This is a genomic window from Ramlibacter sp. MMS24-I3-19 (assembly GCF_050320135.1).
In the GTDB taxonomy this organism is placed as follows: Bacteria; Pseudomonadota; Gammaproteobacteria; order Burkholderiales; family Burkholderiaceae_C; genus Ramlibacter.
This window is the reverse complement of record NZ_CP190017.1, coordinates 3,528,103-3,547,177: the sequence shown is the minus strand read 5'-3', so window position 1 is coordinate 3,547,177 and position 19,075 is coordinate 3,528,103. Positions and strand designations below refer to the sequence as shown.

Genomic DNA, 19,075 nt, shown 5'->3' with positions numbered 1-19,075 from the left:
CTAGAGGATGCCTTCGAACATCATCACGTCGACCGGGTCGCCGACGGCGATGTTGCCCTGCTGGTGGTGCAGCACGATCAGACCGTTGGCCTGCACCATGGAGCTGAGCACGCCCGAGCCCTGGTTGCCAGTGGTGCGCACCTGCAGCGATCCGTCCGGACCCGTGTCGACGATGCCGCGCTGGTACTCGGTGCGGCCCGGCTTCTTGCGCAGGGCTTCCAGGCTGCGCGCGCGCAGCAGTGGCGGCGGCGCCGTGTCCCGGCAACCCATCATGCGCAGCAGCGCGGGACGGACAAACGCGAGGAAGGTGACCATCACCGCGACCGGATTGCCCGGCAGGCCGAACAGCACGGCGGCCTTGTCGCCCTCGGCGATACGTCCCACCGCCATCGGCCGGCCGGGGCGCATCGCGATCTTCCAGAACGCGACGTCGCCCAGCTGCCGCATCATGGCCTTCGTGAAGTCGGCCTCGCCGACGCTCACGCCGCCGCTGGTGATGATGGCGTCGGCCTGCGACGCGGCGCTGCGGAACGCCTGTTCCAGTTGCGCGGGCTCGTCGCGGACCACGCCCAGGTCGATCACCTCGCAGCCCAGGCGCGCGAGCATGGCGCGCACCGTGTAGCGGTTGCTGTCGTAGACCGCGCCTTCGCGCGGCGCTTCGCCAAGGCTCAGGATCTCGTCGCCGGTGGAGAAGTAGGCGACCTTCAGGCGCCGCACCACGCGCACGGTTGGCACGCCGAGGCTGGCCAGCAGGCCGCAGCCCGCCGGTCCGAGACGTTCGCCTCGGGCCAGCGCAGGTCGGCCCGCCTTCAGGTCTTCGCCGGCGAGGCGCCGGTTGTCCCCTCGCTTCAGCACGGCGGCGGGCACCTCGACGCGATCGTCTCCCGCAGGGCGCGTGAACTCCTGCGGCACCACCGTGTCCAGGCCGGCCGGCATGATGGCGCCGGTCATGATCTTCACGGCCTGGCCCTGCGCCACGCTGCCGTGCCAGGCCTTGCCGGCGAGCGCGGTGCCCACGACCTGCAGCTGCAGCGGCGCGTCGGCAGCGAGCTGGCTTCCATCGAAGGCGTAGCCATCCATCGCGGAGTTGTCGTGCGGCGGCACGTCGACCGGCGACACCACGTCGTCGGCCGTCACGCGACCCAGCGCGTCGGCGATGGAGACGGTCTCGTTCCCGGTGACCGGTTGCACCAGCTGTGCGAGGAAGGCATCCACCTGGGGGACGGCGAGCGCCTGCGGGTCGTAGCCCTGCAGCTGCGCGGCGATGTCGGCCAGCGACTTCACGGCTGCTCCAGCTCGCGCAGTTCGCCCAGCGTGTTGGCGTTGAAGAAGGCGCGCGCGTCGTCGCCGGGCTGGTCGAACGCCACGTGCACCGTGCGCTGCTGCGCGGTCCACGCGTCGATCTTGCGGCCGCCGCCGTGCGTGAACCGCACCAGGCTGTCGAGCAGCTCGCGGCGCAGCAGGCAGAACACCGGTTGCGGCCGCAGCTGGCCATCCTCCGGCGCGCTGGCCATCGCGATCTCCGCATCGGCCTCGAGCGCGGCCTGCTGCAGGCGCGGCACGAGGTCCAGCGGGAACAGCGGCGTGTCGCACGGCACGGTGGCCAGCCACGGCGTCTCGCAGCGTTCCAGCCCGGTGAGGAAGCCCGCCAGCGGCCCGGCGAAGTCGGGCAGGGCGTCGGGCCAGACCGGCACGCCGAACGATTCGTAGGCGGCCAGGTTGCGGTTCGCGTTGATCATCACCTCGCCGACCTGCAGCTGCAGGCGCATCAGCGTGTGCAGCGCCAGCGGCATGCCGCGGAACGACTGCAGGCCCTTGTCGACCCCACCCATGCGGGAGCCGCGGCCGCCGGCAAGGATCAGGCCGGTGATGTCGTGCATGCCGGTCAGCCCCCGATGTAGCTCATCTCGACGCGGCGTGCGCCGGTGCCGGTGTCGGGCGGCAGCTGGCTGCGCAGCTCGGAATAGCGGTCGCCGCGGCCCTGCCAGATGTGGCCGATGGCCGATGCAAGTTCCTCGTCCGACGCGCCGCCGCGCAGCAGCGTGCGCAGGTCGTGGCCATTCGAGGCGAACAGGCACAGGTACAGGCGGCCCTCGGTGGACAGGCGTGCGCGGTTGCAAGTGCCGCAGAAGGCCTGCGTCACGCTGCTGATGACGCCTATCTCGCCGGCGCCGTCGGCATAAGCCCAGCGCTCGGCGGTCTCGCCAGGCGCGGACGCTTCGAGCGCTCGCAGCGGATACACGGCATCGATGCGCTGCACGACCTCGGCCGAGGGCAGCACTTCGTCCATGCGCCAGCCGTTGGTGGCGCCCACGTCCATGTACTCGATGAAGCGCAGCACCGTGCCCGTGCCGTGGAAGTGGCGCGCCATCGGCAGGATCTCCTGCTCGTTGGTGCCGCGCTTGACCACCATGTTCACCTTCACCGGCGCCAGGCCCGCGGCCTGCGCGGCGTCGATGCCGGCCAGCACCTCGGCCACGGGGAAGTCGACGTCATTCATGCGGCGGAACACGGCGTCGTCGAGCCCGTCGAGGCTGACCGTGACGCGGCGCAGGCCGGCATCGCGCAGGGCGCGCGCCTTGCGTGCGAGCAGCGAGCCGTTGGTGGTCAGCGCCAGTTCGACCGGCTCACCGTCGACCGTGCGCAGCTGGGCCAGTTGCTCGATGAGGACCTCGATGTTCTTGCGCAGCAGCGGCTCGCCACCGGTCAGGCGGATCTTGCGCACGCCATGCGCGACGAACTGCCGCGCCAGCCGGGTGATCTCCTCGAAGGTCAGCAGGTCCGCATGCGGCAGGTAGGGGTAGTCCTTGTGGAACACCTCCTTGGGCATGCAGTAGCTGCAGCGGAAGTTGCAGCGGTCGGTGACGCTGATGCGCAGGTCGCGCAACGGGCGCTGCAGGCGATCGGCCAGTTGTCCGGTTGCGGCGACCGGCGTCGCGGGCAGCGCAGCGCGCAGCGGCGCCAGCCGCTGGTCGACGAGGGGGATCACGCGTTCAGCCACGCCCTGATTTTGCCTGCTCGCGGGTGTCCGCGGCCTGACGGGTTCAAGCGGCGCCGCGGCGTTGGCGCATGTCGTTCGACATGGCGCCTAGCGCACTCGCGTCGAGCCGGGCCGCCGCCGCGGGGAAGCCGATGCGCTCTTCCGCTTCGAGGTGGCCCGCGTACAGGGCCGAGAAGGTTTGCAGCACCTCGTCCTGGCTGGCGTCGAAGCCGGCGACGCGGCCATCCGCGAACGCTTCGAGGATGCTTCGCGCCTGCGCCCAGCTGGCCTCCATGCGGCCATGGTCGTCGTGCAGACGCGTCGCCAGCCCGGTCAGCGCCGGGTCGCCGCTGGCCCGCAGCGCGGGCAGCACGTGCCGCTCCTCGTCGAGGTGGTGCTGGGGCGCGGCGATGTCGAAGTAGCGCAGCACGTCGCGCGCCGCCTGCCGTGCCTGGTCGTCGGCTCCGCGTGCGGCGACGTGGACGCGCAACCGCCGCAGCAGCTCCAGCGTGCGCTGGATGCGCTCGTGGCAGGCGTCGAGCATGGCGAACGGCTCGTCGAAGCCGGCCGCCGGCGAAGGCACCAGCTCGTGCAGGGAACGCGGCCGTGACATCGGATGCTCAGACGCAGCGCGCGCCATCGACTTCGATGCAGACGCCGGAGATGAAGGCGGCTTCGTCGCTGGCCAGGTAAAGCGCCGCGTTGGCGACGTCGAGCGCGGTGGAGAAGCGGCCGAGCGGGATGGTGGCGAGGAACTTGGCGCGCCTCGCATCGTCGACCGGCCCGCCGGCGAATTCGGCCGAGAGGCCCGTGTCGGGGTTGAACACGGGATTGATGCAGTTGACGCGGATGTTGTCGGGCCCGAATTCCGCGGCCAGCGACTTGCTGGTGGTGATCACCGCGCCTTTCGAGCCGTTGTACCAGGCGAGCCCGGGCCGCGGGCGGATGCCTGCGGTCGAGGCGATGTTGATGAACACGCCGCCCTTGTTGGCGCGGAACACAGGCACCGCGTGGATCGTGGCGAGGTAGATGCTCTTGACGTTGATGGCGTAGACGCGGTCGAACTCGTCCTCGCTGACTTCCAGCGCGGGCCGGTTGCGGTGCGTCCAGCCGGCGTTGTTCACCATCACGTCGAGGCGGCCGTGGCGGTCGACCGCGGCCTGGACCAGCGCCTTCATGTCCGACGACTTGGTGACATCGGCCTGGAAGAACGACGCCTTCCCGCCGCCGGCCGTGATTGCGGCCACGACCATCTCGCCGAGAGCCGGCTGGATGTCGTTGACGATGACCCGGGCGCCTTCCTGCGCCAGCCGCTTCGCGATGCCTTCGCCGATGCCCTGGCCGGCGCCGGTGACGATGATCGACTTGTCCTGAACGCGCATGCGTCGTCTCCTTCAGCCGTGCCGGATGGCCACGGTCTTGAGCGTCGTGAATCCGTACAGCGCCTCGAAGCCTTTCTCGCGGCCGTAGCCCGAGGACTTGACGCCACCGAAGGGCAGCTCGACGCCGCCGCCCGCGCCGTAGTTGTTGATGAACACCTGGCCGCTCTCCACGCGCCGCGCCATGCGCAGCTGGCGCGCACCGTCACGGGTCCAGATGCCGGCCACGAGGCCGAACTGGGTGGCGTTGGCCAGCTGCACGGCCTGGTCCTCGTCCTGGAACGGCATCGCGGCTAGCACGGGGCCGAACACTTCTTCCTGCGCGAGGCGGTGCGTGATCGGCACGTCGCGCAGCAGCGTGGGCGCCTGGTAGAAGCCGGTGTCGGGCGCCTCGTCGACGATCTGCCCCTGCGCGACCATCGGGATGCTGGCGTGCTGCGCATCGGAGAGGAAGTCCCAGACGCGCTGCTGCTGGCTGGCGCGGATCAGCGGGCCGACGTCGAGGTCCATGCGCGCGGGGCCGACGCGCAGGTTGGCGAACGCCTGCCCGAGGCGCTCGAGCAGCGGCTCGTAGATCGATTGCTGTACCAGCAGGCGCGAGCCCGCCGAGCAGGTCTGGCCGGCGTTCTGCACGATGGCGTTGATGATCGTGGGCAGAGCCGCATCGAGGTCTGCATCCTCGAACACGATCTGCGGGCTCTTGCCGCCCAACTCCAGCGTCACCGGGCAATGCCGCTCGGCGGCGGCCTGCTGGATCAGCGTGCCCACGCGCGGGCTGCCGGTGAAGCTGATGTGGTCGATGCCAGGATGGCGGGCGAGGGCGTCGCCGACTTCGTGGCCGAAGCCCGTGACGATGTTGATCGCACCGGCCGGGAAGCCGCATTCAGCCGCGAGTTGCGCCACGCGCAGCAGCGACAGGCACGCGTCTTCGGAGGGCTTCACCACGCAGGCGTTGCCCGCTGCCAGCGCGCCGCCGACGCTGCGGCCGAAGATCTGCATCGGGTAATTCCACGGAATGATGTGGCCCGTGACGCCGTGCGGCTCGCGCCACGTGAGCACGGTGTAGCCGTCCTGGTAAGGCAGCGTTTCGCCGTGCAGCTTGTCGCAGGCGCCGGCATAGAACTCGAAGTAGCGCACCAGCGCGAGGGCATCGGCGCGCGCCTGCTTCGTCGGCTTGCCGCAGTCGCGCTGCTCGAGGGCCGCCAGTTCGTCGGCATGCTCGGCCACCTTGTGCGACAGGCGCATCAGCAGGCGGCCGCGTTCGGCGGCGCTGAGCTTGCTCCACACCGAATCGAGGCAGCGGCGCGCCGCCTGCACGGCCGCGTCGATGTCCTCGGCCGTGCCGCGCTGCAGGGAGTCGAACGGTTGCCCATCCGAGGGGTCGATCACCGGGATCGTGCGCTCCGACGACGCGCGTGCCGGCGCATTGGCGATGAAGTGGTGCTGCATGCCCGGCATTGTGCGCCGGGCATGCGACACCTCGCCCGGGGCGGATCAGGCGCCCACGGGAACGAACTGGTGCTGGTGCTCGCGCAGCCAGCGCCGCGAAGCCGAGCTGTCGTGCTGGCTGGGATGGAAGTCGCGGCGCAGGTAGTCCTTCCAGGGGCGGAAGGTCTGGCGCGCCAGGCCACGCTGGCCGAACAGGTAGGAAGCGGCGCTCTTCCACGTGCTCCACTTCCACAACGTGCCGTCGTGGCGCAGGTTGCTGATCGTCTGGCGCAGCGTGTCCGTCAGGAAGACCGTGGTGACGCGCCGAAACCAGCGGATGCGCCACTCGTGGTTGCCGCCCAGCGCCTGGTACAGGTCGAAGGCGGTGCTCTTGTGCTCCGACTCCTCGGCGCTGTGCCAGAGCCACAGGGTGGCCAGGCGCGGATCGTCGGTGCCCAGCAGGTCGGCGTTGTGCAGCATCCAGTCGGCCAGGATGGCGGTGAAGTGTTCGTTGGCCGCGGTGATGGCCAGCCAGTGCCTGATGCCCACGTTCTCCATCAGCTTCAGGCGGTCACGCGCGCGCGACTCCCAGTCGTTGACGAGGCCGAGGCTCCCGAGGTGTCCGTTGTACAGGGCGTGCAGCCGGCGGTGCGTCGCCTCCTGGCCGACGAAGCCCTGCACTTCGTCGCGGAAGCGCTCCTGCTGCTCGGCCGGCAGTGCCTTGAATCCGCCACGCACCGAGTCGATGAAGAACTGTTCGCCAACCGGAAAGCTCATGGACAACGCGTTGAACAGGGCGGTGCGGAACGCATCGCCGGCGCACCAGTGCCGTGCGATGGGCGCTTGCATGTCGACGAGCAGGCGGCGGACGACGAGGTCGGTCATGGTCGGAACAAGTGCTGTGGTACGGCGTCGTACCAATGCCGCATGGTGAGGGCTGCGTCTGGTACTGTCAAGTACCAATGTGTGGCCGTGAGCGAGCGGCGACAATGGATTCCCGATGAGCGACCCACAAGCCGACCTGCCGGACCACCGCAGCCGCCTGCTGGAAGGGATGGCGCACGCCGTCGCGGCCCACGGGTACGCGGCCACCACCATCGCCGACATCGTGCGCGAGGCCAGCGTGTCGCGACGCACCTTCTACGAGCACTTCGACGGCAAGGCCGAGTGCCTGGTTGCGCTGTACGAGGCGGCCAGCCGCAACGCGCTGAAGATCCTGCGGAGCGCGCTCGATCCGGGGCAGCCCTGGGACACGCAACTGGAGCAGGCGCTGTCCGCCTACCTCGATTGCCTCGCCTCCAATCCCGTGCTGATGCGCACGCTCTATGTCGAGATCCTCGGGCTGGGGCCGGCCGGGCTGGCCTCGCGGCGCCGCGTCAACGACGAGATCGCCGGGTTCGTGCTCGAGGTGGTGAACGGCGGGCGAGGGCGCAGGCAGCCGCTGTCGCCGCAGATGGCGACGGCGATCGTGGGCGGCATCAACGAGCTGGTGCTGGATTGCGTCGAGCGCGACCGGGTGCCCGCGATCAAGCACCTGGTGGCCCCGGCGGCGCAGCTGGTGCGAGCCGTCACGGGGCATCCGCGGTCGCCATGAAAAAGGCCCGCACGCGGCGGGCCTTGTCTCGCGCGCGGCGGTCTACTTCGAAACGGTGGATGCCGGTGCCGGTGCCGCGGCCGGGGCCGGCGCGGTGACTGCCGCAGGCGTGGCTTCCGCCCGGGTCGGGATCGCGTCGGCGCCGTGGAACTTCACCACCAGCGGCACGATGAGCAGCGCCACGATGTTGATGATCTTGATCAGCGGATTGACGGCCGGACCGGCGGTGTCCTTGTAGGGATCGCCCACGGTGTCGCCGGTGACCGCGGCCTTGTGCGCTTCGGAGCCCTTGCCGCCGTGGTTGCCGTCCTCGATGTACTTCTTCGCGTTGTCCCAGGCGCCGCCGCCGGTGCACATGGAGATGGCGACGAACAGGCCGGTGACGATGGTGCCCATCAGCATGCCGCCCAGCGCCTTGGGGCCGAGCAGCAGGCCGACCAGCACCGGCACGACGACCGGCAGCAAGGAGGGGATCATCATTTCCTTGATGGCGGCCCGGGTCAGCATGTCGACCGCGACGCCGTACTCGGGCTTCGCAGTGCCTTCCATGATCCCGCGGATGGTGCTGAACTGGCGCCGCACCTCGACCACCACGGCGCCCGCCGCGCGGCCCACCGCCTCCATCGCCATCGCGCCGAACAGGTAGGGCACCAGGCCGCCGATGAACAGGCCGACGATCACCATCGGGTCCGACAGGTCGAAGGTGATGGCGCGGCCGTAGCCCTCCAGCTTGTGCGTGTAGTCGGCGAACAGCACCAGCGCGGCGAGGCCCGCCGAGCCGATGGCGTAACCCTTGGTCACGGCCTTTGTCGTGTTGCCCACGGCATCCAGCGGGTCGGTGATGTCGCGCACGGCGGCGGGCAGGTCGCTCATCTCGGCGATGCCGCCGGCGTTGTCGGTGATGGGGCCGTAGGCGTCCAGGGCCACCACGATGCCGGCCATGCTGAGCATGGAGGTCGCGGCCACGGCCACGCCATACAGGCCGGCCAGGCTGTACGACACGATGATCGCGATGCAGACGAACAGCACCGGCCACGCGGTGGAGCGCATCGAGACGCCCAGGCCCGCGATGATGTTGGTGCCGTGGCCGGTGGTGGACGCCTGCGCGATGTGGCGCACGGGCTTGTACTGCGTGCCGGTGTAGAACTCGGTGATCCACACCAGCGCGCCGGTGAGCACCAGGCCGACGGCGCAGGCACCGAAGAGGCGCATCTGCGAGCCGGTGGCGGTGATCGCGTTGTCGGGCATCAGCCACTTCGTGACGAAGAAGAAGGCGATCAGCGACAGCAGGCCGGCCGTGGCCAGGCCCATGTATAGCGCGGGCATCACGTTCTTCATGCCCGGCTTGGCCTTGACCATGAAGCAGCCGATGATGGACGCGATGATGGACACGCCGCCCAGTGCCAGCGGGTACAGCGCCGCGGACTCGCCGGCGTTGCCGACCAGCAGGGCGCCCAGCACCATGGTGGCGATGAGCGTGACGGCGTAGGTCTCGAACAGGTCGGCCGCCATGCCGGCGCAGTCGCCGACGTTGTCGCCCACGTTGTCGGCGATCACGGCCGGGTTGCGCGGGTCATCTTCCGGGATGCCGGCCTCGACCTTGCCCACCAGGTCGGCGCCGACGTCGGCGCCCTTGGTGAAGATGCCGCCGCCCAGGCGCGCGAAGATGGAGATCAGCGAGGAGCCGAACGCGAACCCGATCAGCGGGTTCAGCAGCGTGGCCAGGTGGGCGTCGGGCGTCAGGCGGCCATTGCCGGCCAGGAACCAGTAGAAGCCGGTGACGCCCAGCAGGCCCAGGCCCACCACCAGCATGCCGGTGATGGCGCCGCCGCGGAACGCGACGTTCAGCGCCGGGCCGATGCCGTGCGTGGCTGCCTGCGCGGTGCGTACGTTGGCGCGCACCGAGACGTTCATGCCGATGAAGCCGCAGGCGCCCGAGAGCACCGCGCCGATGATGAAGCCGACGGCGGTCTGCCCGTCGAGGAACACGCCGATCAGGATCGCCAGGACGATGCCGACCATGCCGATGGTCTTGTACTGCCGCGCCAGGTAGGCCGCCGCGCCGGTCTGGATCGCCGCGGCGATCTCCTGCATGCGGGGATTGCCGGCATCCTGCGAGAGGATCCAGCTGCGGGCCCAGAAGCCGTAACCCACGGCCAGGAGGCCGCAGACGAGCGCCAGGATGAGCGCCGAGTTGCCAGTCATTTCTTGATCTCCAGCTCGTTGCTTTGCTTGGAGGAGGCGACACGCAAGCGGTGCCCCCGCTGCGTTGCTTCCTCGGCGCACCCCGTGCACGGAGACCCGATTGGCCAACGGGCGGACTATAAGGGCCTCGCGTGACGCGCCGGCCACGGCCCGGCAGGAATGCGGGGGTGGCGAAAGTAAAATCAGGGTTAATCCGGAGTCATCCGTTTCCCACCATCCACAAGCAAGGCCCATGTCCCTCGACAACGTCACCCCCGGCAAGAACGTCCCCGATGCATTCAACGTGGTCATCGAGATCCCGATGAACGCGGACCCCGTGAAGTACGAGGTGGACAAGGAGACCGGCGCGATCTTCGTCGACCGGTTCATGAGCACCTCGATGCACTACCCGACCAACTACGGGTACGTGCCCAAGACCATCAGCGGCGACGGCGACCCGGTCGACGTGCTGGTGATCACGCCGGTGCCGCTGATCCCCGGCGTGGTGGTCAGCTGCCGCCCGATCGGCATCCTGAAGATGCAGGACGAGGCCGGCGACGACGCCAAGGTGCTGGCGGTGCCGGTCGACAAGGTGCTGTCGATCTACACGCAGTGGCAGAAGCCCGAGGACCTGAACCCGCTGCGCCTGAAGACCATCGCCCACTTCTTCGAGCACTACAAGGACCTGGAACCGAACAAGTGGGTCAAGGTGCTGGGCTGGGAAGGGCCGGAGAGCGCGAGGAAGGAAGTGCTCGACGGCATCAACGCGTACAAGAAGAAGCAGGGCAACGCCTGAGAGGCATCGCCGCAGTGAACGAAGGCCGGGGTGACCCGGCCTTTTTTCATGCCTGGTCCGGCGGCGGGTGCCGGAACGGCGAGCGCGCCTCGAGGTGCTCGAGGTAGTTCTCGATGCCCTGGCCTTCGCGCTCCAGGAAGCGTTCGATGGCGTCCGCGAACGCAGGGTGCGCAAGCCAGTGGGCGCTGTGCGTGCGCACCGGCATCAGCGCACGCGCCATCTTGTGCTCGCCCTGCGCGCCGCCTTCGAAGCGCGCCACGCCATGCTCGATGCACCACTGCAGCGGCTGGTAGTAGCAGGCCTCGAAATGCAGGCAGTCGACGCGCTCGAGCGCGCCCCAGTAGCGGCCATAGGCCACCGTCGGAGCGCCGTGTTCATCGGTGGAGAGGGCGATCAGGCTGGCCGCGATGTCGCGGCCGTTGCGGCTGCCGATGAACAGCAGCCAGTTGCCGGGCATGTGCGCGGCCATGCGGCGGAAGAAGTCGCGCCGCAGGTACGGCGGGTTGCCGTGCTCGCGGTAGGTGCGCTCGTAGCAGCGGTAGAAAAGGTCCCAGTCGGCCGCGCTGATCTCGTCACCCCGGGACGCGCGGAAGGTGACGCCTGCGTCCGCGACCTTGCGGCGCTCCTGCCGGATCTTCTTGCGTTTGTCGTGCGACAGGCTGGCGAGGAAGGCGTCGAAGGTCGGCCAGTCCTGGCCGAGCCAGTGGAACTGCACGGTGTGGCGCTGCATCAGGCCTGCTGCGGTGCAGGCCTCGACATCGGCGTCGGAGAGGAACAGCAGGTGCAGCGACGAGAGCTTTTCCTGCCGGCACAGGGCCACCAGGCCCTCCACCAGGAGCCGTCGCGCTTCTGCGTCCACCGCGAGCAGGCGCGAGCCGGGCACCGGCGTGAACGGCACCGCGACCAGCGCCTTTGGGTAGTACGCGAGGCCATGCTGCTCGTACGCATTCGCCCAGGCCCAGTCGAAGACGTATTCGCCGTACGAGTGGTCCTTCAGGTAGAGCGCGCAGGCGCCGCGCAACTGCCGACCGCGCCACAATGTGAGCAGTCGCGTGGTCCAACCGCTCTTCGCGGTCGCGCTGCCGCTGTCGTGCAGGGCGGCGAGGTATTCATGGCGCATGAACGGCGTCGGTGCATCCTGCGACGCGAGCAGTCCGTTCCATGCCGGGGCATCGATCTCTGCCGGGGATTCGCAAAGACGGATGACATAATCGTTCGGGTCGTTTCTCACCGCTGACAAGGTCTCAATGGCCCTTCAAATCTGCACTGCCCAGCTGAACTTCGTGGTGGGCGACATGCCGGGCAACGCGCAGAAGATCATCGATGCAGCGCGCCGGGCCTATGACCAGGGCGCGCGCCTGGTGCTCACTCCCGAGCTCTCGATCTGCGGCTATGCGGCCGAGGACCTGTTCCTGCGCCCGGCCTTCGTCGCCGCCTGCGATGATGCCCTGAAGACCGTGGCCCGCGCTCTCGCGGGGTTGAAGGGCCTGCATGTCGTGGTCGGGCATCCGGTCGGCGGCGACCTGCGCAGCAAGTCGGTGCAGGTGCAGCGGCGTCTCAATGCCGCCAGCGTGGTGTCCGAGGGCCGCGTCCTCGAGACGTACGCCAAGCGCGAACTGCCGAACTACCAGGTGTTCGACGAGCGCCGCTACTTCACGCCCGGCAAGGGCACCTGCGTGTTCCAGGTCGACGGCGTCAACGTCGGCCTGCTCATCTGCGAGGACGCCTGGTTCGAGGAGCCCGCGCTGCTGGCGCAGGAGACCGGCGCCGAAGTGCTGGCCGTGATCAACGCCTCGCCGTTCCACGTCGGCAAGGGCGGCGAGCGCGTGTCGCGCATGGCCGACCGCGCCCGGGCCGTCGGCATGCCGCTGGTCTATGCGCATTTCGTGGGTGGGCAGGACGAGGTGGTGTTCGACGGCGGCTCGTTCGCGGTCGACGCCGAAGGCACGCTGGTGGGTCGAGCGCCCGCGTTCCGCGAAGACCTGTTCATGGTCACTGCGGACAACAGCAGCGGCCGGCCGGTGCTGTCGTCCACGATCGCGCCCCCGCGCGAGCAGGATGCCGACCTGTGGGACGCGCTGGTGATGGGCGTGCGCGACTACATCGGCAAGAACGGTTTCCCCGGCGTTCTGCTGGGGCTGTCGGGCGGCATCGACTCGGCGCTGGTGCTGGCCATCGCCGTCGATGCGCTGGGCAAGGACAAGGTGCGCGCGGTCATGATGCCCTCGCCGTACACGCAGGACATCTCGTGGATCGACGCCCGCGACATGGCCGCGCGGCTGGGCGTTCGCTACGACGAGATCTCCATCGCGCCGCAGTTCGAGGCCTTCAAGGCATCTCTCGCCGGCGAGTTCAAGGGCCTGCCGGAGGATACGACGGAGGAGAACATCCAGGCCCGCATCCGCGGCGTGCTGCTGATGGCGCTGTCCAACAAGTTCGGCAGCATCGTGCTGACCACCGGCAACAAGAGCGAGATGGCCACCGGATACTGCACGCTGTATGGCGACATGGCCGGTGGCTTCGCGGTGATCAAGGACCTGTTCAAGACCACCGTCTTCTCGCTGGCGAAGTGGCGCAACCGGAACGATCCGTACGGCACCGGCGCCAACCCGATTCCCGAACGCATCATCACGCGCCCGCCCAGCGCCGAACTGCGGCCCGACCAGGTCGACCAGGACAGCCTGCCGCCTTACGAGGTGCTGGACGCGATCCTCATTCGCTACATGCAGGACGACGAGGGCATCGAGCAGATCGTGGCCGCGGGGTTCGATCGCGCCGTGGTGGAGAAGGTAGCGCGCCTGGTGCGCATCAACGAATACAAGCGTCGGCAGGCGCCGGTTGGAATCCGGGTCTCGTACCGCGGCTTCGGCAAGGATTGGCGCTATCCTATAACCGGGAAGTTCAGGGCCTAGAGGAGAGCCAGTCACATGAAGCAGATCACCGCCATCGTCAAGCCGTTCAAGCTGGAGGAGGTCCGCGAGGGGCTCGCCGAATGCGGCGTCACCGGCCTGACCGTCACCGAGGTCAAGGGCTTCGGCCGCCAGAAGGGCCACACCGAGCTCTATCGCGGCGCCGAGTACGTGGTGGACTTCCTGCCGAAGGTGAAGATCGAGGTGGTGGTCAAGGACGACGACGTGGAGCGCTGCGTCGACGCCATCGTGAAGGCCGCGCGAACCGGCAAGATCGGCGACGGCAAGATCTTCATCACCAGCGTCGAACGCGTCGTGCGCATCCGCACCGGCGAGACCGACGAATCGGCGGTCTGAGCCCCAGGAGCCTGGGCTCCTAGATCCTCGAGAGGTCCTGTGCACCGGCCGGCTTGCTGCCGGCCACCAGCGCTTCCAGCAGCGCCGCGGGCTCCGTGCCTACCCGCACCAGGTCCATCTGCCAGTCGTTCATGAAGCCGGCTCGCACGCTGCCCGCCAGGAACTGCAGCAGCGGGTCGTAGTAGCCGGTGGTGTTCAGGATGCCCACCGGCTTGTCGTGGTAGCCCAGCTGGCGCCAGGTCCAGACCTCGAAGAGTTCCTCGAACGTGCCGATGCCGCCCGCCAGCGCGAGGAACGCGCCGGCGCGCTCGGCCATCTTCTGCTTGCGGTCGTGCATGGTGTCCACGACGTGCAACTCGGTGCAATCGCGCTTGGCGAACTCCTTCTCGACCAGCGCGTGCGGAATGACGCCGACCACCGTGCCGCCGGCCGCCAGCGTGGCGTCCGCCACCGTGCCCATCAGGCCCTTGTTGCCGCCCCCGTAGACCAGCTGTCCGCCGCGCTCGCCGACCCAGCGACCCACGTCCCGGGCCGACTGCACGAAGGGCTCCGCCACGCCGGCGCGCGAGCCGCAGTACACGCAGATGGAGAAGGGCGCCGTCATGCGGTGAACCGATCGACGATGGCGGCGGTCCAGATGCCCAGCGCCAGCAGCAGCGCCAGCAGCACGGCGGCACTGCCCATGTCCTTGGCGCGCTTGGAGAGGTCGTGCCATTCCGGGCCGATGCGATCGACAACCGCCTCGATGCCCGTGTTGAGCAACTCCACGATCAGGACCAGCAACACCGAGCCGGCCAGCACTGCGACCTGCACCCAGCCCGCGCCGAGCCAGAAGGCAAGCGGCAGCAGCACGATGGCAGCCACCGCCTCCTGGCGGAATGCCGTCTCGCCCCAGCCGGCGCGCAGGCCTGCCAACGAATAGCCGGTGGCGTGCCACATCCGGCTGAGGCCGGTGCGCAGCTTCTGCGGATTGGTGTGCGTGAGGCTTTCCGTGTGCAGCAATGACATGCCGCGATTGTCCACGACGCCAGTGGCGCGCTCAGGACGGCCGTCGATCGACCAGGCGGGTGCCGGCCAGGACGTCGTGCCAGAACTGGCGCTGGGGGTGGAGGCGGCTGGACAGCGCCCAGAGCACGACCCAGCCGACGATCGCGACGGCGTCGGAGCGTCCGCCCAGATGCCACGGTGACAGCGCCACCAGCGGCGGCAGGAACCAGAGCCAGCAGCACACGTAGCGCCAGGCCGCGCGTTGTTGTGTGAGCGGCCGACCGTCCTTGTCGACGAGCGCGATGTGCCAGGTCTTCATCGCCAGGGTCTGGCGTCCACGGCTCCAGAACCAGGCGAAGTAGATGCCGAACACGATGAAGATGAAGACTTGCAGCAGCGAGCGGCGGGGATCGATGCCGCTGCGCATCTGGACCAGGGTGCTGAACAGCCAGCCGGCCATGAACACCACGGCGAAAAGCAGCATGCCTTCGTAGAGCCAGCAGGCCATGCGGCGGGCTAGCGGGGGGCGAGCAGGCCGGATGCGGCAGGCGGAATGCTGCCGACCTCGCCGGCGGGGACTTCGCTCATGCGGGCCGGCTCAGTTTTCCTGCGTCACCGGCTGCATCGGCGCCGTGGACGGGACCTGCGGAACCGTCTGCACCGGCACCGGTACTGCTGCCGGGGCTGGGCTGGTCGTGGGTACGGACGTGGGGACAGGTGCCGGAACCGGCGCCGGCGCCGGCGCGACATGCTGGGGCACGGCCGGGCCTGCCGCAATGCGCGGCTCCCGGGCGGCAGCACTGGGATGCGGCACCCTGGCGAGCTTCTGCGGCGGGATCGGGCGCACGGCCGCGGCTGTCGGTGGCGTCTTCTTCGGCGCGCCGGCGGCGAGCTTGCGCTTCTCCTCCGGCGAGAGTGCCTGGTAGGCCTCCCACTTGGCCTTGCGCTCGTCCGCTGTCAGCCGCTTGGCTTCGGCGAAGTTCAGCCTAGCCTGGGTGCGCTGCTGCGGACTGAGCGCGGACCATTCCGTCATGCGCGTCTGCAGCTTGGCCTGCTCGTCGGGCGACAGGCTGCGGAAGTTCTGCGACATGGCCAGCCACTTGCGCTTGTGTCCCTCCGACATCCCGTTCCACGACGGCGCCAGCGGCCGCAGGGCGTGCTGCTGGTCGGGCGTGAGCTCGGCCCAGAGCGGCTTGCCCTGCACGCGCGACGCAGGGGGTTGGGGCGGCTTGGCCTGGGCCTTGGCAGGCGTGGAAGGTTTGGGTTGCTGCGCGGAAGGCTGGGCCCCGGCGGCCAGCATGCCGGCGACCAGCGCGGCCAGCAGGCCTGCTCGCAGCAAGCGGCGGTCGATCGAGGCTGGGAGCGTGCGGCGGACGTGCATGCCGTCCCCCGCTCAGTCGCTCGTCTTGAGGAACTGGACGAAGCCCGGGTCGGCATAGGCCGACGGCGGCAGGTCATCGGTGAGCAGGGCGGCATCGACCTCGGCCAGTTCCTGCGCGCGGGTGTCGTTCTGCACCACGTGGATGGTCACCAGTCCCGCCAGGAGCACGACCAGCGGAAGCGCCGAGGCGAGGCGGTGCCACCAAGCCCAGCCCGGGGCTTCGTCACCACCAAGCGTGGCCTGGCCGCCCGACACCTGCACGGAACGGGCCTCACCCAAGGCCGCCACCTTGCGTTTGGCCAGAGCCTGGACACGGGCCGCGCGCAGGCGTTCCGTGATGTCACGAGGCAACTCGAGCGTGGCGGCATCCAGCCGGGCCGCGACGCGGCGGCCGAACTGGTCCTGGCGGGCAAGCGCCAGATCGCGGGTGGCGGCATTCATCCTTGTATTCCCTTTGCCTTCAGTGCTTTGCTGAGGGCCTGGACAGCCCGGGAGCAGTGCGTCTTGACACTGCCTTCCGAGCAGCCCATGGCCGCTGCCGTTTCGGCCACGTCCATGTCCTCCCAGTAACGCATCAGGAATGCTTCACGTTGACGCGCCGGGAGCGCCTGGATCTCCGTTTCGATTTCCCGCAGGATCTGTGCCCGCCGGGTCACGTCCTCCGCGCTCTCCGCCTGCTGTGAGCCTTCGAGCGCGGCATAAGTTTCCAGAAGGTCGAAATCGCCGTCCTCGGACGCCGATTCGAAGTCACTGAGGTTGGAAAACAGCGCGTTGCGCGTCTTCTGCCGGCGGAACCAGTCCAGCGTGCAGTTGGACAGGATGCGCTGGAACAGCATCGGCAGCTCGCCGGGCGGCTTGTCGCCGTAGTGCTCGGCCAGCTTCATCATGCTTTCCTGCACGATGTCGAGCGCCGCCTCCTCGTCGCGGACGTGGTAGACCGAGCGCTTGAAAGCCCGCTTCTCGACGCTCTTGAGGAAGTCGGAGAGTTCTTGTTCTGTGGCCAAGTGGGCGAGGGCGGCGCGGGCGCCGGTACCGTTCGTTGTCTCTGCGGGACCTGTGACGGGCGGCGATTATCGCATCGGCGGCCTTGCTGTCGTGCTTGCTGCGCTGCCGCAGTGCAATAATGCGGCCTGCAAGACACGGCAAACGAGTCCGGATCCGGCGGTGCGATCTGCACGCCCATGGTCCAGGGTTCTAAGTCCCGACACAGCCTCACGAGGGCGCGTGAAGGGGCACCAAACGGTGTTTCGTTCCCGAAACCTGAAAGGTTGAAGATGGAAATCAACAAGGCGGAGCTCACCTCCGCGGCGGCCGCCACGGCCGCACAGCCCTCCAGGGCCGGCACGCAGGAACTGCGCGGCGCCGAGATCCTGGTCAAGTCCCTGCAGGCCGAAGGCGTCAAGTACGTTTGGGGTTATCCCGGCGGCGCAGTCCTGCACATCTACGACGCTTTCTACCGCCAGGACACCATCCAGCACGTGCTGGTGCGCCACGAGCAGGCGGCCGTGCACGCGGCGGACGGCTACGCCCGCGCCACAGGCGATGTCGGCGTGGCCCTTGTCACCTCCGGCCCCGGCGTCACCAACGCGGTCACCGGCATCGCCACCGCGTACATGGACAGCATCCCGATGGTGATCGTCACCGGCCAGGTGCCGGTGGCCGCAATCGGCCTCGACGCCTTCCAGGAGTGCGACACGGTGGGCATCACGCGCCCGATCGTGAAGCACAACTTCCTGGTCAAGGACGTGCGCCAGCTCGCCGAGGTGATGCGCAAGGCCTTCCACATCGCACGCAGCGGCCGTCCCGGCCCGGTGGTGGTGGACATCCCAAAGGACGTCTCCTTCAACAAGACCGCGTGGACCGGCTACCCGGACCGCGTGGAGATGCGCTCGTACAACCCGGTGCGCAAGGGCCACGGCGGCCAGATCCGCAAGGCGCTGCAGCTGCTGTTGGCGGCCAGGCGGCCGTACATCTACACCGGCGGTGGCGTGATCCTGGGCCATGCGGAGGCCGAACTGCGGCAGCTGGTCGACCTGCTGGGCGCACCGTGCACCAACACCCTGATGGGCCTGGGCGCCTTCCCCGGCAGCGATCCGCGTTTCCTCGGCATGCTGGGCATGCACGGCACCATCGAGGCCAACAACGCGATGCAGAACTGCGACGTGCTGCTGGCGGTGGGCGCGCGGTTCGACGATCGCGTGATCGGCAACCCGAAGCACTTCGCGCAGAACGAACGCAAGATCATCCACATCGACATCGACCCGTCGTCGATCTCCAAGCGGGTGAAGGTCGACATCCCCATCGTGGGCGACGTGAAGGAAGTGCTGGGCGAGCTGATCGCGATGATCCGCGAGTCCGGCGCACGTCCCGATGCTGGTGCGATGGCGGCCTGGTGGAAGTCCATCGACGACTGGCGCAGCCGTGACTGCCTGCGGTACGACCGCGCGAACGCGAACGTCATCAAGCCGCAGGCCGTGATCGAGACGCTGTACAAGCTCACGCGCGGCGTGGACACGTACATCACGTCCGACGTCGGCCAGCACCAGATGTGGGCCGCGCAGTACTTCAAGTTCGACGAACCGCGCCGCTGGATCAACTCGGGCGGCCTCGGCACCATGGGCGTGGGCATTCCGTACGCGATGGGCATCAAGCTGGCCAAGCCGCAGTCCGAGGTGTATTGCGTCACCGGCGAAGGCTCGGTGCAGATGTGCATCCAGGAGCTGTCGACCTGCCTGCAGTACAAGACGCCGATCAAGGTGATCTCGCTGAACAACCGTTACCTGGGCATGGTGCGGCAGTGGCAGCAGATCGACTACGAGGGGCGGTACAGCCACAGCTACATGGACGCGCTGCCCGACTTCGTGAAGCTCGCCGAGGCCTACGGCCACGTCGGCATGTTGATCGAGCGGCCGCAGGACGTGGAACCGGCGCTGCGCGAGGCGCGCAAGCTCAAGGACCGCACCGTGTTCATGGACTTCCGCACCGACCCGACGGAGAACGTCTACCCGATGGTGCAGGCCGGCAAGGGCATCACGGAGATGCTGCTCGGGGCCGAGGACCTTTAAGCGGACGACAGAGGG

20 protein-coding genes are annotated in these 19,075 nt (G+C 68.7%); 5 read left to right on the top strand and 15 right to left on the bottom strand.

All coding sequences use genetic code 11. The features are described 5' to 3' along the window. The 7 genes from moeA to ACPWT1_RS17605 are packed head-to-tail and all read right to left on the bottom strand — an operon-like array spanning position 1 to position 6,672. Complete coding sequence (gene moeA / locus ACPWT1_RS17635) at positions 1 to 1,284, bottom strand: molybdopterin molybdotransferase MoeA (RefSeq protein WP_427912445.1); 1,284 nt, start codon at positions 1,282 to 1,284, stop codon at positions 1 to 3. Next, entirely contained in the window at positions 1,281 to 1,880 is a 600-nt protein-coding gene (gene mobA / locus ACPWT1_RS17630; protein WP_427912444.1) for a molybdenum cofactor guanylyltransferase MobA, read from the bottom strand. The genes moeA and mobA overlap by 4 nt, the downstream gene beginning before the upstream one ends. Before the next feature lie 5 nt (positions 1,881 to 1,885). Then, a complete protein-coding gene (moaA, locus tag ACPWT1_RS17625; protein ID WP_427912443.1) occupies positions 1,886 to 3,001 on the bottom strand; it encodes a GTP 3',8-cyclase MoaA in 1,116 nt (371 codons plus the stop codon). Positions 3,002 to 3,044: 43 nt separating this feature from the next. After that, the gene (locus ACPWT1_RS17620) at positions 3,045 to 3,593 is read right to left on the bottom strand and encodes a hemerythrin domain-containing protein (RefSeq protein ID WP_427912442.1); all 549 of its coding nucleotides are present in this window, start codon (positions 3,591 to 3,593) and stop codon (positions 3,045 to 3,047) included. Positions 3,594 to 3,600: 7 nt separating this feature from the next. Next, complete coding sequence (locus ACPWT1_RS17615) at positions 3,601 to 4,362, bottom strand: SDR family oxidoreductase (protein ID WP_427912441.1); 762 nt, start codon at positions 4,360 to 4,362, stop codon at positions 3,601 to 3,603. Between the two features lie 12 nt (positions 4,363 to 4,374). After that, positions 4,375 to 5,808 carry an aldehyde dehydrogenase family protein gene (locus tag ACPWT1_RS17610; protein ID WP_427912440.1) on the bottom strand — a complete coding sequence of 478 codons (1,434 nt, stop codon included), beginning with the start codon at positions 5,806 to 5,808 and terminating at the stop codon, positions 4,375 to 4,377. Between the two features lie 45 nt (positions 5,809 to 5,853). Further along, positions 5,854 to 6,672, bottom strand: coding sequence for a metal-dependent hydrolase (locus ACPWT1_RS17605; RefSeq protein WP_427912439.1), 819 nt, complete (start codon positions 6,670 to 6,672; stop codon positions 5,854 to 5,856). A gap of 115 nt (positions 6,673 to 6,787) precedes the next feature. Here ACPWT1_RS17605 and ACPWT1_RS17600 point away from each other — a divergent pair, with 115 nt between their 5' ends. Beyond that, the gene (locus tag ACPWT1_RS17600; RefSeq protein ID WP_427912438.1) at positions 6,788 to 7,381 is read left to right on the top strand and encodes a TetR/AcrR family transcriptional regulator; all 594 of its coding nucleotides are present in this window, start codon (positions 6,788 to 6,790) and stop codon (positions 7,379 to 7,381) included. A 42-nt stretch (positions 7,382 to 7,423) separates the two neighbouring features. On the opposite strand, the gene ACPWT1_RS17595 is transcribed toward ACPWT1_RS17600, so the two are convergent. Continuing rightward, positions 7,424 to 9,586, bottom strand: coding sequence for a sodium-translocating pyrophosphatase (locus ACPWT1_RS17595; protein ID WP_427912437.1), 2,163 nt, complete (start codon positions 9,584 to 9,586; stop codon positions 7,424 to 7,426). Positions 9,587 to 9,818: 232 nt separating this feature from the next. Between ACPWT1_RS17595 and ppa the strand changes: the two genes are divergently transcribed. Then, complete coding sequence (ppa, locus tag ACPWT1_RS17590) at positions 9,819 to 10,361, top strand: inorganic diphosphatase (RefSeq protein WP_427912436.1); 543 nt, start codon at positions 9,819 to 9,821, stop codon at positions 10,359 to 10,361. Positions 10,362 to 10,407: 46 nt separating this feature from the next. Here ppa and ACPWT1_RS17585 read toward each other — a convergent pair whose 3' ends face one another. Further along, on the bottom strand, positions 10,408 to 11,592 hold the full coding sequence (locus tag ACPWT1_RS17585) for a GNAT family N-acetyltransferase (protein WP_427912435.1): 1,185 nt from the start codon (positions 11,590 to 11,592) through the stop codon (positions 10,408 to 10,410). A gap of 16 nt (positions 11,593 to 11,608) precedes the next feature. On the opposite strand from ACPWT1_RS17585, the gene ACPWT1_RS17580 reads away from it, so the two are divergent. Both ACPWT1_RS17580 and ACPWT1_RS17575 read left to right on the top strand, forming a co-directional pair. After that, a complete protein-coding gene (locus ACPWT1_RS17580; RefSeq protein WP_427912434.1) occupies positions 11,609 to 13,273 on the top strand; it encodes an NAD+ synthase in 1,665 nt (554 codons plus the stop codon). A gap of 15 nt (positions 13,274 to 13,288) precedes the next feature. Further along, entirely contained in the window at positions 13,289 to 13,627 is a 339-nt protein-coding gene (locus ACPWT1_RS17575; protein WP_427912433.1) for a P-II family nitrogen regulator, read from the top strand. A 19-nt stretch (positions 13,628 to 13,646) separates the two neighbouring features. Here the strand turns inward: ACPWT1_RS17575 and ACPWT1_RS17570 are convergent, their stop codons facing one another. The 6 genes from ACPWT1_RS17570 to ACPWT1_RS17545 are packed head-to-tail and all read right to left on the bottom strand — an operon-like array spanning position 13,647 to position 16,999. Next, a complete protein-coding gene (locus ACPWT1_RS17570; protein WP_427912432.1) occupies positions 13,647 to 14,231 on the bottom strand; it encodes a TIGR00730 family Rossman fold protein in 585 nt (194 codons plus the stop codon). Then, the gene (locus tag ACPWT1_RS17565) at positions 14,228 to 14,635 is read right to left on the bottom strand and encodes a diacylglycerol kinase (RefSeq protein ID WP_427912431.1); all 408 of its coding nucleotides are present in this window, start codon (positions 14,633 to 14,635) and stop codon (positions 14,228 to 14,230) included. The genes ACPWT1_RS17570 and ACPWT1_RS17565 overlap by 4 nt, the downstream gene beginning before the upstream one ends. A 31-nt stretch (positions 14,636 to 14,666) precedes the next feature. Continuing rightward, complete coding sequence (locus tag ACPWT1_RS17560) at positions 14,667 to 15,155, bottom strand: RDD family protein (RefSeq protein ID WP_427915582.1); 489 nt, start codon at positions 15,153 to 15,155, stop codon at positions 14,667 to 14,669. A gap of 57 nt (positions 15,156 to 15,212) precedes the next feature. Then, positions 15,213 to 15,995, bottom strand: a complete 783-nt coding sequence (locus ACPWT1_RS17555) for a DUF3106 domain-containing protein (RefSeq protein WP_427912430.1) — start codon at positions 15,993 to 15,995, stop codon at positions 15,213 to 15,215. Positions 15,996 to 16,007: 12 nt separating this feature from the next. Next, on the bottom strand, positions 16,008 to 16,436 hold the full coding sequence (locus tag ACPWT1_RS17550; protein WP_427912429.1) for a DUF3619 family protein: 429 nt from the start codon (positions 16,434 to 16,436) through the stop codon (positions 16,008 to 16,010). Beyond that, entirely contained in the window at positions 16,433 to 16,999 is a 567-nt protein-coding gene (locus ACPWT1_RS17545) for an RNA polymerase sigma factor (protein WP_427912428.1), read from the bottom strand. Before ACPWT1_RS17545 ends, ACPWT1_RS17550 begins: the two co-directional genes overlap by 4 nt. 270 nt (positions 17,000 to 17,269) lie before the next feature. Between ACPWT1_RS17545 and ACPWT1_RS17540 the strand changes: the two genes are divergently transcribed. Then, entirely contained in the window at positions 17,270 to 19,060 is a 1,791-nt protein-coding gene (locus ACPWT1_RS17540; protein WP_427912427.1) for an acetolactate synthase 3 catalytic subunit, read from the top strand. Positions 19,061 to 19,075: the final 15 nt, after the last annotated feature.

Excerpts from the sequence above, each read along its gene's own strand:
- mobA (WP_427912444.1), bottom strand. The coding sequence starts at position 1,880 with ATGCACGACATCACCGGCCTGATCCTTGCCGGCGGCCGCGGCTCCCGC.
- ACPWT1_RS17620 (WP_427912442.1), bottom strand. The coding sequence starts at position 3,593 with ATGTCACGGCCGCGTTCCCTGCACGAGCTGGTGCCTTCGCCGGCGGCC.
- ACPWT1_RS17615 (WP_427912441.1), bottom strand. The coding sequence starts at position 4,362 with ATGCGCGTTCAGGACAAGTCGATCATCGTCACCGGCGCCGGCCAGGGC.
- ACPWT1_RS17610 (WP_427912440.1), bottom strand. The coding sequence starts at position 5,808 with ATGCAGCACCACTTCATCGCCAATGCGCCGGCACGCGCGTCGTCGGAG.
- ACPWT1_RS17605 (WP_427912439.1), bottom strand. The coding sequence starts at position 6,672 with ATGACCGACCTCGTCGTCCGCCGCCTGCTCGTCGACATGCAAGCGCCC.
- ACPWT1_RS17600 (WP_427912438.1), top strand. The coding sequence starts at position 6,788 with ATGAGCGACCCACAAGCCGACCTGCCGGACCACCGCAGCCGCCTGCTG.
- ACPWT1_RS17595 (WP_427912437.1), bottom strand. The coding sequence starts at position 9,586 with ATGACTGGCAACTCGGCGCTCATCCTGGCGCTCGTCTGCGGCCTCCTG.
- ppa (WP_427912436.1), top strand. The coding sequence starts at position 9,819 with ATGTCCCTCGACAACGTCACCCCCGGCAAGAACGTCCCCGATGCATTC.
- ACPWT1_RS17580 (WP_427912434.1), top strand. The coding sequence starts at position 11,609 with ATGGCCCTTCAAATCTGCACTGCCCAGCTGAACTTCGTGGTGGGCGAC.
- ACPWT1_RS17575 (WP_427912433.1), top strand. The coding sequence starts at position 13,289 with ATGAAGCAGATCACCGCCATCGTCAAGCCGTTCAAGCTGGAGGAGGTC.
- ACPWT1_RS17570 (WP_427912432.1), bottom strand. The coding sequence starts at position 14,231 with ATGACGGCGCCCTTCTCCATCTGCGTGTACTGCGGCTCGCGCGCCGGC.
- ACPWT1_RS17565 (WP_427912431.1), bottom strand. The coding sequence starts at position 14,635 with ATGTCATTGCTGCACACGGAAAGCCTCACGCACACCAATCCGCAGAAG.
- ACPWT1_RS17555 (WP_427912430.1), bottom strand. The coding sequence starts at position 15,995 with ATGCACGTCCGCCGCACGCTCCCAGCCTCGATCGACCGCCGCTTGCTG.
- ACPWT1_RS17550 (WP_427912429.1), bottom strand. The coding sequence starts at position 16,436 with ATGAATGCCGCCACCCGCGATCTGGCGCTTGCCCGCCAGGACCAGTTC.
- ACPWT1_RS17540 (WP_427912427.1), top strand. The coding sequence starts at position 17,270 with ATGGAAATCAACAAGGCGGAGCTCACCTCCGCGGCGGCCGCCACGGCC.